The organism is Streptomyces sp. NBC_01214 (genome assembly GCF_026340975.1).
Taxonomy (GTDB): domain Bacteria; phylum Actinomycetota; class Actinomycetes; order Streptomycetales; family Streptomycetaceae; genus Streptomyces.
In genome coordinates, this window is the sequence record NZ_JAPEOS010000001.1 from 1,570,889 (window position 1) to 1,584,420 (window position 13,532).

Sequence of the window (13,532 nt, forward strand, 5' to 3'; positions counted from 1 at the left end):
GCTACTTCGCCTTCGCGATGTCCGTGTCGATCTGCTGGTCGGTCTTGGCGAGACCGGCCGGGATGTCGCCGACGTCGCCCTTCTCGACGGCGTACGCGAAGTCCGTGAAGGTCAGCTGGTAGGTGCCGCCGTCGGCCTTGGCCGGGGTGGTGCTGGACTTCGGGTGCCGGGCGATGTCGAGGAAGGTCTTGAACTCCGGGGTCACCTGGAGGTTCGGGGACTCCAGGGCGGCGAACGTGGACGGGATGTTGTGGATGGCGTTGGCGAAGGCCACCACCGCCTCGGTGTCGGTCGTCATGTACTTGACCAGCTCCCAGGCGGCGTTCTGCTTCTTGCTGCCCGCGGCGATGCCCATGATCGTGCCGGAGAGGTAGCCCTTGCCGTAGTCGTCGGCCTGCTCGTCGGGGACGGGCAGCGGCGCGGTGCCGATCTCGAAGGGGGCGCCGGCCTCCTTGGCCATCGGGGCCCGCCACTCGCCGTCGATCTGCATGGCCACCTGGCCGGTGTGGAAGGGATGTTCGGCGCTCCACTCGTCCCCGAAGGTGTTGCGGAACCGCTCCAGCTTCTCGTAGCCGCCGAGCTTCGCCACCAGGTCCTTCTGTGCGGTCAGCATCTTCGCGAAGGCCGGGTCCGCGGCCAGGCCGGACCTGCCGTCGGGGGTGAAGTAGGTGGGGCTCCACTGGGCGGCGAGCCGCATGGGCTTGGTCTCGTAGCCGTGGAAGGTGGGCATCAGGCCGACCTGCTCGTACGAGTGGCCCGACGAATCCGCCTTGGTGAGCTTCTGTGCGACCTCGGTGAACTGGCTCCAGGTTTGCGGGGGTTCGGTGATGCCGGCGGCCGCGAAGGCGGTCTTGTTGTAGACGAGGCCGTACGCGTCGTGCAGCAGCGGCAGCGTGCACTGGTTGCCCTCGAACTGCGTGTACTCCAGCAGGGTCTTGGGGAAGACCTTCGTCTTGTCCACCCCGGACTTTTCGAGGAAGGGGTTCAGGTCGGCGAAGGCGCGGGAGTTGCAGAACTTGCCCACGCTGTCGGTGGTGAAGGAGGAGACCACGTCGGGGGCCTTGTCACCGCCCGCCCGCAGCGCCTGGTTGACCTTGTCGTCGGTCATGTCGCCGGTGACCCGGACCTTGACGTTCGGGTGCGCCTTCTCGAACCGGGCGATGTTCTCCTCGATCGCCTTGACCTCGCTCGGCGCGGACCAGCCGTGCCAGAAGTTGAGGGTGACGTCCGCTGTGGGATCGTCGGAGGCGGTGTCCGCGCCCTGGCCCGTACAGGCCGTGGCGAGGGCGGATATCGCCGCGAGGACGGCGGTGGCGGTGGTCAGGCGTCCGGTTCTGGGCATGGCGGGGCTCGCTCTCTGCAGGAGGAACTTCCGTGGGGGGTGCCGGGTGGGGGTGGCGGTGGGCCGTGCGGGTGCCGGGGTACGGGGTGCAGGGGTACGGGGGCGCGGGGGCGCGGTAGGGGGGAGGGCGCGGGCGGCGGGTGCCGGGCGGTTCAGCCCGAGGTGTCGAACACCTCGTCCCGGGTGGCGGCCAGCGCGCTCTCCAACGCGCCGTGCAGGACGGGCCGCTCCCGCACCTCGCCGGGGACCAGCCGGGGCCGGGAGGGGGCCAGTTCGGCGAGTTCGGCCTCCAGCAGCGCGCGCAGCGGTTCGCCGCCCGCGCTGATCGCCGCCCCGGACAGGACCACGATCTCCGGGTCCAGCACGGCGACGACCGAGGCGAGACCGGTGGCCAGCGCGGTGGCGTACGCCCGGAGGAACTTCAGGTGCGCCCCCTGAGGGGCGGCGGCGGCCCGTGCGAGCAGGGTGACGGCGGCGGCGACCTCCGGTCCGTGCGTGGCTCCGGGGGCCCCGGCGGCCCCGGGCGCACCGGGGGCGTCCGCGGGGTCCACGCCCAGTTCCGCGGCGAGTCGGGGCAGTCCCTCCACACCGGCCAGCTCCTGGTACCCGCCGGAGTTGGCCCGGGTGACCTGCCGGACCAGGGGTCGGCCCGGCACCGGCAGGAAGCCCACCTCGCCGGCGCCGCCGGTCCAGCCGCGGTGCAGCCGGCCGCCCAGGACCAGTGCGGCGCCGAGCCCTTCCTCGTTCCACAGCAGGACGAAGTCCTCGTGGCCGCGGGCGGCCCCGAGCCGCTGTTCGGCGACGGCGGCGAGGTTGACGTCGTTCTCGTACTCGACGGCCATCGGCAGGGCGGCCGCCAGCTCCTCCAGGAGGGTGGGGGAGTGCCAGCCGGGGAGGTGGCTGGCGTAGCGCAGGCGGCCGGTCTGCGGGTCGAAGGCGCCCGGTGTCCCGATGACCACCCGGCGCAGGTCGGTGGGGTGCAGCCCGGCGGCCCGGGCGGCGCCGCCGAGGGCCTCGGTCACCTGGGCGACGGCGTCCGCGCCCTCGGTGTAGGGGACCTCGTGGGTGGCGACCACCGTGCCGGTGAGGTCGGCGACGGCCGCCAGCACCCGTTCCGGGGTGACGTCGAGACCGCCGACGTGGGCGGCCCGCGGGTTGATCTCGTAGAGCTGGGCGCTGGGGCCGGGCCGTCCGCCGTCCGTGCCGGTGGCCACGACGAGCCCGACCGCTTCGAGGCGGGCGAGCAGCTGCGATGCGGTGGGCTTGGACAGCCCGGTCAGGTGCCCGATGCGGGTCCGGGACAGCGGGCCGTGCGTCAGCAGGAGTTCGAGTGCGGCCCGGTCGTTCATGGCGCGCAACAGGCTGGGCGTTCCGGGCGTGGCGGCGGGCATCGAGCGGCTCTCCCTCACCGAGGTGATCTGTTAGGTAAGTTTCCTATCACCTGTTGAAGTGTGTCAATGCCGCTGCCCCGCAGGTCGTGTCATTTCACGGATGACCTGCGGGGCAGCGGGGCGAGCGGGGCTCGTGCGACGTGCGGTTGAGCGGTTGCGCGGCCGAGCGGCTACTTCGTGATCCGCGGGCCGGCCGGCGGCGGGATCGGGGCCGTGGCCAGCGACTGCGGGGAGGTCGGGTTCGCGAGGGCGGACGGCGCGGCGACCGAGGCCGACGGGTCCGCCGCGGCCTCCTCGTCCTCGTCGGCGGCCGGCAGGCCGCCGATGATCCGGATGCCCGCGGCGTCGAAGGCCTCCTTGATCCGCCAGCGCAGCTCCCGCTCCACCGCGAACTGCTGGCCGGGCATGGTCTTGGCGGACACCTTCACGGTCATCGAGGCGAGCAGTACCTCGTCCAGGCCCAGCACCTCCACCGGACCCCACAGGCGCTCGTCCCACGGGGACTCCTTGGCCATGGCTTCGGCGACCTCCTTGACCACCTCGCGGATCCGCGTCAGGTTCTCCGAAGGCTTGACCTGCACGTCCACGGCCGCGGTCGCCCAGCCCTGGCTGAGGTTGCCGATCCGCTTGATCTCGCCGTTGCGCACGTACCAGATCTCGCCGTTGTCCCCGCGGAGCTTGGTCACGCGCAGTCCGACCTCGATGACCTCGCCCGAGGCCACGCCCGCGTCGATCTTGTCGCCGACGCCGTACTGGTCCTCCATGATCATGAAGACGCCGGACAGGAAGTCCGTCACCAGGTTCCGGGCGCCGAAACCGATCGCCACACCGGCCACACCGGCACTCGCGAGCAGCGGGGCCAGATCGATCTTCAGCGCGGCCAGCACCATCAGCGCGGCCGTACCGAGGATCAGGAACGAGGCCACCGACCGGAGCACCGAGCCGATCGCCTCCGAACGCTGGCGCCGCCGCTCCGCATTGACCAGCAGTCCGCCCAGAGCGGTGCCCTCCACCGCCTCGGCGCTGGTGTTCATCCGGGTTATCAGCTTGGTCAGCGCCTTGCGGACCGCCGAGCGGATCACCGCAGCTATCACGACGATCAGCAGGATCCGCAGGCCGATGCTCAGCCAGGTGGCCCAGTTCTGCTCGATGAAGCTGGCGGCCTCGGTGACGCTCTCCTGCGCCTCCTTGACCGATGCGGGCGCGTCCGGAACGTCGGCTGCCAGCGGCAGCAGGGCGGCGGGCCAGGGCACGACGGGAACCTCCAGGTGTAGCGGTCTGCCCGCGGAACCGGGTGACCCCCGGACGGATCCGGGGACATGCGGGGCAGACCAACCACACTAACGGGGCAATCCCTTCACCTTGGTGCCGTGTTCGAGGGAGAGACCAGACTCACCTGGGGATGACTGACTGTGGTTGAAAACACCTCGGACCCGTTACGGGCGAGTGGTGGCGCTTCGACCAGCCGTAAGGAGAGACTGGAGAGCAGATCGTCCCGGCGCGAGCCACGCGCCGCCGGCGTACAAGGAGGCAGTCCGTGCCGCACGTCCTGGTCCTCAACGCGTCGTACGAGCCCCTCGGCGTCGTACCGCTCCGCCGCGCGCTCGTCCTCGTCCTGGAGAACAAAGCGGTCTCCCTGGAGGAATCCGGCGCCTATCTGCACAGCGCGACAAGGGTCGTCCCCGCGCCCAGCGTGGTACGGCTCAAGCGCTTCGTGCGGGTCCCCTACCGGGGGCCCGTTCCACTCACCCGGCGCGCACTGTTCGCGCGGGACGGCGGTCGCTGCATGTACTGCGGCGCCGTCGCCACCAGCGTCGACCACGTCATTCCGCGCAGCCGGGGCGGCCAGCACGCTTGGGACAACGTCGTCGCCGCGTGCCGCCGGTGCAACCACGTCAAGGCCGACCGGCACCTGCTGGAACTCGGCTGGCGGTTGCGCCACCAGCCGGCGCCGCCGTCCGGGCTGGCGTGGCGGATCATCGGCACGGGGCACCGGGATCCACGGTGGATGCCGTACCTCCAGCCGTACGGGGCCGAGGACGCGCTGGAGCGGATCGGGGTCGCGGCCGGTTAGCTCCCGCTGGGCCGCCGGTTCCGTGGGGGTTGCGCCCGTCGGGGACCTGCGGCCCGGCTTCACGGGGCTCCGCCCCGGACCCCGCGCCTCAATCGCCGGCGGGGCTGGGGTGGGCCGGCGGGGCGGGGCTGGGCGGGGAGGGCCGGGTTATGGGGTGACCGCGTAGGCCTCCGCCGACCAGAGCGAGCAGCCGTACCGCGTGGCGCGGGTCTCGCACGTGACCCGTAGGAAACGGGTGTCCGGGGCGTCCATCCGGAGCGACTCGCGGCCGCCCCGCGAGGCCGTTACGGCCGCCGCCGGGCGCCAGGTCACCCCGTCCGCGGAGGTCTCCACCCGGTACGCCGACGGGTACGCGTCCTGCCAGTGCAGCTCCAGCCGACCCACCCGCGCCGGGGCGGGCAGTTCCGCCCGCCACCACGCGCCGTCCACCGCCGGCGACGACCAGCGGGTGGCCGCCGAGCCGTCCACGGCCGCCGAGGCCGGGAAGTCGGGGGTCTCGTTCGCCGAGGAGGTCGCCCGCGCGGTCCGCAGCAGATCGGGGCCGCCGGTACGGGGCACCGCACGCACCGTCAGGGTGCGTGACTCCCCGTCGAAGGCCACCGGCACCTGGTAGCTGCCCGGCGGGGTGCCCGCAGCGACGCTGACCTCCAGCGGGATCGAGACCTGGCTGCCCCGCGGGGCCACCGCGACCTGCGGAAGGCGGACCTCGATGCCCGCCGGCGGCCGCGCCGACAGCGGGCCGCGGACCTCGCCCGGACCCAGCGCGGACAGCGTCGCCGAGACCCGCTGGGCGGCGCCGCCGATCTCGGCGTCGGCCGCGGCCCCGTCCGCCAGCTCGAACCGGGTCCGCGGGCCGTCCCCGAACCACGGCACCACCTGGTGCACCGCGGGCGCGGACCCGGCCCAGGACAGGCGCACCGCGTCCGCGCGCAGCCCCGCCGTCTCCACCTGGGTCCAGCCCGAGGCCGAGGCGTCCGCGATCTTGCGCCAGCCCTCGCCGGGTACGTGCGCCTCCACCGCGGCGCCCCGCGCCCCGGCGGGGAACGGGTCGGTCATCACGGTCACCGCCGACACCGGGCGCGGGGCGTCCAGCCGTACGGTCCAGGCCTCGGCCTCCTTCGTCACCGTGCCGGTCTGGCGGGCGACGCCGGTCCAGGCGTCGGCCTCGGCCACCGCCTTGGTCAGGAAGGGGTCCAGGACGGCCTTGTCCACCCGGGCCGATCCCGGCTTCGCCAGTGCCTCCCGGACCTCGGCCAGGGCTCGGGAGGCCTTCCACGCGGCCGCCCCGTCCCCCCGGGCCTGGGCCTGCAGGACGTCCACCGCCAGCTCGCCCGCCGTTCCGTAGCGCGCCAGGCGCTCCAGCCAGGGACCCGCCTCGCCCGACAAGGCGGGCAGTCGGTCCTTGGCCTCGCGCAGGACCGTGAACGCCTTGCGCAGCTCGGTCCCGGCCGCCGGATCGCCCGCGGCGCGGGCCTTCCAGAACTGCTCGACCAGCGGCTTCAGGTACGCCGACTCCTCCTGCTTGAGCCCGGACGACGCGGTGTTCCCGGCGAGCGCCGCCACCGCCTGGCGCGCGCTCGGGTCGGCGCCCGTCAGTTCCCGCACCGCCGCCGCCCAGGACTCGCCGGGTCGGTAGCCGCGCGGGTTCCACGCGAAGTCCGCCGCCGTGAAGAGCGGGATCCGCGACAGGGTGCCCTGCGGCATCGCGTTGGCCAGCAGCGCCGCCGAACCGCCCGCGACCGCCGGCTCGCGGCCCGCGTACGGGCCGAGGAAGATCCGGCCCGGATCCCAGTCGTTCACCGGGTAGTTGTCCATGGTGATCAGCGGGTGCCCGAGGGCGGCGCGCGCGCCGGCCAGCTCCTTGCCCGTGATCGTGCGCGGCACCACGCCCACGCCCGTCCAGGCCACCTCCACCCGCGGGTCCAGCGCGCCCGCCAGGGCCGTCCGGTACGTGGTGGCGCCCTCCTGGTAGTACTCCGTCGGCAGCAGCGACAGCGCGGGCGCTCCCGGGTAGCGGGCGGCCAGGTGCGCCGCCAGTCCGCCCGCGACCTCCGCGTGCGCCTTCGCGGCCGCCGCCGGGCCCTTCCCGTACCGCTCCCGGTCGGCCTTGCAGCCCCACTCGGAGTAGCTGACGTCCTGGAACTGCACCTGGAAGGCGCGGAAGCCGAGGTCCCACATCGCGTCCAGCTTGCGCGCGAGCGCCGCCCGGTCGGCCTCCGAGGACAGGCACATCGACTGCCCGGGGGTCACCGCCCAGGCCAGGACGACCTGGTTGGCGCGGGCCCGTTCGGCCAGCGCGCGGAATTCCGCCTGCTGCTCCTGCGGGTAGTCCTGGCGCCAGCCCGTCGTGCGGTACGGGTCGTCGCCGGGGGCGACGAGCAGCCGGTTCTGCTTGGTGCGCCCCATGAAGTCGAGCTGGGCGAGGCGCTGTTCCTGGGTCCACGGCTGGCCGTAGAAGCCCTCGGATATCCCGCGCACCGGCGCGGCCGGCCAGTCCCGCACCAGTACGCCGGGCATCTTCCCGCCGCCCGCCGCGAGCAGTTGGCGCAGGGTCTGCGCCGCGTGGAAGAGTCCTTCCGCGCCCATGCCGGCCAGCGCGATCGTGTCCCGCCCGGCGTGGCGGCCCGCGGCCAGCCGGTAACCCCCGGCCGGCAGGTCCGACGGCGCGGCCGCGCCCAGCGCCCGCAGCGCCTGCTCCGCGTCCGCGTCCTGGAGCCGTACGACGGTGCCCCGTGCGGGCAGCGGAGCGCCGGGGGCCGACTCGTGGACGGTCTTTACGCCCGCCGCGCGCAGGGCGTCCCGCACCACCTTGACGGCGTACGGGTCGGCGCCGGCCCCCGCGACCAGTACGGCCTCGGTGCCCAGCGGCAGCTCGCGCGCCGGATCGGCGGTCATCGACTGCGGCCGCGGCCACACGGCGGGCCCCTCGGTGGCGGCCCGGGGGGTGTCGGCTCCCGGGTCGAGGACCGGCCCGGCGACAGCGGTCACGGGGGTCGCTCCGGGGCCCGCTCCGGGCGCCGGTTTGTCCGGTGTGGTGGGCGCCGCGAAGGTCCCGGGTGGCGCGGAGGACACGGCACCGCCCAGCAGCGTGCCGATCACCGCCATGGCGGCGGCGGTGTTCCGCCCCTTACCCCTGAGCTGCACAGAGCCTCCTTGTCCCGAGTCGTCCCCCACTCGTACGAATGAGCCTGAGCCCACCATCCGTGCGGCTGGAGTGTCAATGCGGGTGGGTGATCTGCCCCGGATGCGGCAGGAATGCGGTGCCTCCGAGTGGGTATGGACGCGGTGTTCCCCGGCGGCGTCCCACCCTCCCGAACCACCCTTGTGCCCCCATCATCTGACACATCTTCATGCCCTGATGCCCGCACGCACGAAGGAGCGCCCGCAGATGGACGACCTGGCACGGCTCGCTGCCCAGTACGGAGTCGCCACCGACTACCGGCCCGCCGCGGACGTCACCGTCCCGGTACCGGAGACCACCGTCAGGGCGGTCCTCGGACTGCTGGGGGTGGTCACCGACGACGCGGCGAGCATCCGGGCGGGCGCCGAGTCCGCCGCACAGGAAGCGGCCGAGCGGCTGCTGCCGCCCACGCTGGTGCTCTGGCAGGGGGAGCGGGTGGCCCCGGAGCCCGCCGCGCTGCCCCCCGGCAGCCGGGTGCGGGTGCTGGCCGAGGAGACGGGGGAGGTGCTCGCATGGGGCCCCGCACTGCCGCTGGGCGTCCACCGGCTCATCGCCGAGGCACCCGACGGGCGCAGCGCCGAGGCCACCTTGGTCGTGGCCCCGCAGCGGGCCCCGGCCGCGCCCGAGCGGGCCCACGGGCTGCTCGTCCAGCTCTACTCCCTGCTCTCCGAGCGCTCCTGGGGCATGGGCGACCTCGGCGACCTCGCGGAGCTCGCCCGCTGGGCGGGCCGTACCCATGGCGCCGGGTTCATCCAGGTCAACCCGCTGCACGCGGCCGTGCCCGGGGCCCCGACCGACCCGTCCCCGTACCGGCCGTCCTCGCGGCGCTTCCCCGACCCCGTCCACCTGCGGATCGAGGACGTCCCCGAATACGCCGACTGTCCCGACCGTCGGGCCCTCGACGAGCTCGCCGCCCGCGGCCGGGAACTGCGCCGCCAGGTCCTGGAGAAGGGCGCGCTGATCGACCGGGACGCCGTCTGGGAACTCAAGCGGTCCGCCCTGGAGCTGCTGTACGCCGTCCCGCGCACGCCCGAACGCGAAGCCGCCTACCGGGCGTTCTGCGCCGAACAGGGAGCTCCGCTGGACGTGCACGCCACCTGGTGCGCCGGGCACGCGGGGGAGGAGGACCCGAAGGAGCGGGCCGATTTCCACCGCTGGCTGGTCTGGCTGACGGACGGCCAGCTCGCCGCCGCCCAGCGGGCCGCCCGCGGGGCCGGCATGGCGGTCGGCATCGTCCACGACCTCGCCGTCGGGGTGCACCCGCAGGGTTCCGACGTCTTCGGGTCGCCCTGCTACGCCCGGCACATCTCGGTCGGGGCCCCGCCGGACGCCTTCAACGCCCGCGGCCAGGACTGGGGGCTGCCGCCGTGGCGCCCGGACGTACTGGCCGCCACCGGCTACGCCCCCTTCCGGTCCCTGCTGCGCGGGGTGTTCCGCTACGCGGGCGCCCTGCGGATCGACCACGTGATGGGTCTGTTCCGGCTCTGGTGGATCCCGGAGGGAACCCCGCCCGCGGAGGGCGCGTACGTCAGCTACGACGGCGAGGCCATGCTGGCGATCCTGGTCCTGGAGGCCCACCGGGCGGGCGCCCTGGTCATCGGCGAGGACCTCGGGACGGTGGAGCCGCGGGTCCGTCAGGAGCTGGCCCGGCGCGGGGTGCTCGGCACCTCGGTGCTCTGGTTCGAGCGGGACTGGGACGGCGCCGGGGAGCCGCTGGCCGCGCAGGCCTGGCGGGCCGACTGCCTGGCCACCGTCACCACGCACGACCTGCCGCCCACGGCCGCCAAACTCGCCGGGGGCCACGTGGAACTGCGCGACCGGCTCGGCCTGCTGACCCGCCCGGCCGAGCTGGAGCGCGCCGAGGACGCCGCGGACACCGCCGAGTGGCTGGAGCTGCTGGACGGGCTCGGGCTGGACACCAAGGGCGAGGAGGCCGCCGTACGGGCCCTGTACGCCTTCCTGCTGCGCACCCCCGCACGGCTGGTCGGGGTATGGCTGCCGGACGCGGTGGGGGACCGGCGGCCGCAGAACCTGCCGGGCACCTGGGACCAGTACCCCAATTGGCGGCTGCCGGTCGCCGACGCCTCGGGGCGGCCGCTGACCCTCGAGGAGCTCGTGTCCTCGCCGCGGGCGAACGCCCTGCTGGGCGCGGTGGGGGAGGGCGTGCGGCCTCGTACGGCACCCCCGGGCGCGCGCCCCGTTTAGGTGTTCGCTACGTTTGCACCGTGGACAAGAAGAACGCTCTGCGCGCCGGCGCCGTCACGGCCGGAACCGCGCTGATGATGCTGCTGATGACGTCTCCCGCCCTCGCGCTCACCCGCGACGACGGTGACGACCCGGGTCCGGGCCTGAGCATCGGCGAGACGATCGGCCTGTACGTGGCCCTGCCCATCGCGATCTTCCTGGGCATCGTCGCTCTCGTGATGGTCCTCGACAAGTCGTCGGACCGGAAGCCGAAGCAGGCCTGAGCAGGTCCGGCCCCACGGGGCCGGGACCGGTAGACCTTTCCGGGCGCCGGGGGTCCGCACCGCCGATTCGTTTCGGCCGCGCGACGACCCCCGGCGCCTCGTCGTACCCTCAGACTGCGGCCAGGAGCCGGCGGAGCAGGCCGGTGAGTACGGCGACCTCGTCGTCGGTCAGCCCGGTGAGCGCGGCGCGCTGCACTTCCAGACCGGCGCCGACGGCCTCGTCGATGAGTGCCAGGCCGCGGTCGGTGATCGTCACTTGGAGCCCCCGCCGGTCGTGCGGATCGGGCTTGCGGCAGAGCAGCCCGGCCTTCTCCAGCTTGTCCAGACGCCCGGTCATGCCGCCCGTGGTGAGCATGAGGGTGGCCGAGAGCTGCCGGGGCGAGAGCGTGTAGGGCTCGCCCGACCGGCGCAGCGTGGCCACGACGTCGAACTCGCCGCGCGAGATGCCGAAACGCGAGTAGCACTGCTCCATCGCGTCGCCCATGGCCTTGGCGATCCGGTAGATGCGCCCGAAGACGGCCATGGGAGCCGTTTCCAGGTCGGGGCGCACGGCGAACCACTGGGCAGTGATCGCATCCACTGCGTCCTTGTCGTCACTCATGCGTGCAGTATCCGGCTTCCCCGAGATCGTTCGCAAGAAAGTTGCTTGACGATAAGTAGCTTAGCGCTAAGCTACTTACAAGCAATCAAGTCCGGGGGAGAGGTCATGGACGTGTTCATGAGGAAGGCAGCCGCGTCAGAGGGAGCGAAGGTCGCGGGGGAGCGGTCGCTGCTCCTCGGGATCGGCATCAGCTCGGTCGGGATCGGTATGTACGTCCCCTTCTCGCTGGTCTTCTTCCACCACGTCACCGGCCTCTCCCTCACCCTCGTCGGCCTGGTCATGACGGTCACCGGGCTGGCCGCGCTGGCGTTCATGCCGCTGGCCGGCACGGCCGTCGACCGGTTCGGCGCCAAGCGGGCCAACCTGGTGCTCTACGGGATACGGGCGCTCGGCTTCGCCCTCTACCCCTTCGCGAGCTCCCTGCCCGCCTTCGCGGCCGTCGCCCTCGTCACCGCGCTCGCCGACCGCTCCTTCAGCATCGTCCAGCAGTCCCTGATCGGCGAGGTGGCGCGGGGCACGGCCCGCGACCGGCTCCAGGCGTCCACCCGGGCCCTGCAGAACGCCGGGATGGGCGCGGGAGCCCTGCTCGTCTCCGGGGTGCTGGCCCTGTGGGGCACCGGCGGGTTCACGTACACCGCCTGGGGCAACTCCGCGGCCTTCGCCCTCGCCGGACTGCTCGTCAGTCGGGTCCGGGCGGTCCGGGCGGTCCGGGTGGTCCGGGCGGTCCCGGGGGCCGGCACTGCCGGTGCCGCGCAGGCCGGGGTCGTCGGGTACCGCACCGTCCTGCGCGACCGCCCCTTCCTCGGGCTCACCGCCGCCAACTTCCTGACCGCTCTCGGCTACTCCGCCCTCTCCGTCCTCTTCCCCCTCTACCTCTCGACCTGGCTGAGCGCCCCCGACTCCCTCACCGGAGCCGCCTTCACCGTCAACACCGTGCTGTGCGCCGGGATCGGCGTACTGGTCGCGGGCCGGGTCCGCCGCTCCGGCGCCCGCCGCACCCGCTCGGCCGCCCTCGGCGCCCTGCTCTTCGCCGCCGCCTTCGTCGGGCAGATCGTGCTCGGCACCCTGCGGCCCGGCCAGAGCGCCACCCTGGTCGCCCTGCTGGTCATCGTCGTCGTCTACACCCTCGGCGAGCTCGTCCACAGCCCCTCCGGCGGCGCCCTGTCGGTCTCCGCCGCCCCCGAGGCCGTCCGTGGCCGCTACCTCGCCACCTACCAGCTGTCCTACTCGCTGGCCGGTGCGCTCGCCCCCTCCCTCTTCACCGCCCTGCTCGCCGTCGACGGCCGCCTGCCCTGGGCCGTCCTGGCCGTCGCCGCCCTCGGCGCCGCCCTGGCGCTGCTCCGACTGGAGCGGCACCTGCCGGCCGAGGCCGTGTACGCCGAGCCCCCGGCGGCCCCCGGGCCCCCGCCGCCGCGCCGGCCCCCGTGACCGTCGCCGCCTGAGCCCCGCCGATCCTCCCCTCCGCTTCCCCCGTCCGATCCAGGAGCCACCCGCCATGAAGCGTTTAACCACCGTCGCCCTGACCGCACTCGCCCCCATCTCCTGGGGCTCCACCTACGCCGTGGCCACCGAGCTGCTGCCGCCCGACCGGCCGCTGTTCACCGGGGTCATGCGGGCCCTGCCCGCCGGACTCCTGCTGACCGCCCTGGCCCGCACCCTGCCCAAGGGCCAGTGGTGGTGGAAGTCCGCCGTCCTCGGCATCCTCAACATCGGAGCGTTCTTCCCGCTGCTGTTCCTCTCCGCCTACCGGCTCCCCGGCGGGGTCGCGGCCGTACTGGGCGCCGCCGGCCCGCTGTTCGTCGTAGGGCTGGCCGCGCTCGTCCTCGGGGAGCGGGCGAGCCTGCGTACCGTGCTCGCCGCCGTCGTCGGGGCGTTCGGCGTGAGCATGGTCGTCCTGACCGCCGAGGCCCGGCTCGACGCGGTCGGCATCGTCGCCGGTGTGATCTCCTCCGCCTCCATGGGCGCCGGCACCGTGATGACCAAGCGATGGGGCCGCCCCGAGGGCGTGGGCCCGCTGGCGATGACCGGCTGGCAGCTCACCGCGGGCGGACTGTTCATCATTCCCGTCGCCGCCCTCGTCGAGGGCGCCCCGCCCGCGCTCGACGGCAAGGCCTTCCTCGGCTACGGCTACATGATGCTGATCAACACCGGGATCGCGTACTGGCTCTGGTTCCGCGGCATCGGAGCCCTCAGCGCCACCTCGGTCACCCTGCTCGGCCCGCTCTCCCCGCTCACCGCCGCCGTCATCGGCTGGGCCGCCCTCGGGCAGGCGCTCTCGCCGGTACAGCTCGTCGGGATGGCGATCGCCTTCGGGGCCACCGTCGCCGGTCAGCTGGCAGCCGCCCGCAAGCCCCAATCGTTCAGTTCTCCTGAAAAGAATGATCAGAACATTTCGATGGACCTGACGGATGAGACGGTGCGACGGTAGTCCACGCACCCCCACCAGCCCATCCCGAGGAGCAGACCCACAGTGGC

Annotated in this window: 10 protein-coding genes; 5 read left to right on the forward strand and 5 right to left on the reverse strand. The window is 73.7% G+C overall.

Annotation, left to right across the window (positions count from 1 at the left end; genetic code table 11):
• Nucleotide 1 precedes the first annotated feature (1 nt).
• From OG594_RS07410 to OG594_RS07420, 3 genes are all read right to left on the reverse strand, one after another.
• Nucleotides 2-1,342: an ABC transporter substrate-binding protein gene (locus OG594_RS07410; RefSeq protein ID WP_266596417.1), complete on the reverse strand. Its 1,341-nt coding sequence runs from the start codon at nt 1,340-1,342 to the stop codon at nt 2-4.
• Nucleotides 1,343-1,494: 152 nt separating this feature from the next.
• Nucleotides 1,495-2,733 carry an ROK family transcriptional regulator gene (locus OG594_RS07415; protein WP_266596419.1) on the reverse strand — a complete coding sequence of 413 codons (1,239 nt, stop codon included), beginning with the start codon at nt 2,731-2,733 and terminating at the stop codon, nt 1,495-1,497.
• A 170-nt stretch (nt 2,734-2,903) separates the two neighbouring features.
• Nucleotides 2,904-3,986, reverse strand: coding sequence for a mechanosensitive ion channel family protein (locus tag OG594_RS07420; protein WP_266596421.1), 1,083 nt, complete (start codon nt 3,984-3,986; stop codon nt 2,904-2,906).
• Between the two features lie 284 nt (nt 3,987-4,270).
• Between OG594_RS07420 and OG594_RS07425 the strand changes: the two genes are divergently transcribed.
• Nucleotides 4,271-4,807 (forward strand): HNH endonuclease, encoded by a 537-nt coding sequence (locus OG594_RS07425; protein WP_030011969.1) that lies wholly within the window; start codon nt 4,271-4,273, stop codon nt 4,805-4,807.
• Nucleotides 4,808-4,954: 147 nt separating this feature from the next.
• On the opposite strand, the gene OG594_RS07430 is transcribed toward OG594_RS07425, so the two are convergent.
• Nucleotides 4,955-7,951 carry a beta-N-acetylglucosaminidase domain-containing protein gene (locus tag OG594_RS07430; protein WP_266596423.1) on the reverse strand — a complete coding sequence of 999 codons (2,997 nt, stop codon included), beginning with the start codon at nt 7,949-7,951 and terminating at the stop codon, nt 4,955-4,957.
• Nucleotides 7,952-8,165: 214 nt separating this feature from the next.
• On the opposite strand from OG594_RS07430, the gene OG594_RS07435 reads away from it, so the two are divergent.
• Nucleotides 8,166-10,193 (forward strand): 4-alpha-glucanotransferase, encoded by a 2,028-nt coding sequence (locus OG594_RS07435; RefSeq protein WP_266596425.1) that lies wholly within the window; start codon nt 8,166-8,168, stop codon nt 10,191-10,193.
• Nucleotides 10,194-10,213: 20 nt separating this feature from the next.
• Nucleotides 10,214-10,456, forward strand: a complete 243-nt coding sequence (locus OG594_RS07440) for a hypothetical protein (RefSeq protein WP_266596427.1) — start codon at nt 10,214-10,216, stop codon at nt 10,454-10,456.
• A 109-nt stretch (nt 10,457-10,565) separates the two neighbouring features.
• On the opposite strand, the gene OG594_RS07445 is transcribed toward OG594_RS07440, so the two are convergent.
• Nucleotides 10,566-11,057, reverse strand: a complete 492-nt coding sequence (locus OG594_RS07445; RefSeq protein WP_266596429.1) for a MarR family winged helix-turn-helix transcriptional regulator — start codon at nt 11,055-11,057, stop codon at nt 10,566-10,568.
• 117 nt (nt 11,058-11,174) lie between these two features.
• On the opposite strand from OG594_RS07445, the gene OG594_RS07450 reads away from it, so the two are divergent.
• Nucleotides 11,175-12,485 (forward strand): MFS transporter, encoded by a 1,311-nt coding sequence (locus tag OG594_RS07450; protein ID WP_266596431.1) that lies wholly within the window; start codon nt 11,175-11,177, stop codon nt 12,483-12,485.
• 67 nt (nt 12,486-12,552) lie between these two features.
• Nucleotides 12,553-13,485 (forward strand): EamA family transporter, encoded by a 933-nt coding sequence (locus OG594_RS07455; RefSeq protein ID WP_266596433.1) that lies wholly within the window; start codon nt 12,553-12,555, stop codon nt 13,483-13,485.
• Nucleotides 13,486-13,532: the final 47 nt, after the last annotated feature.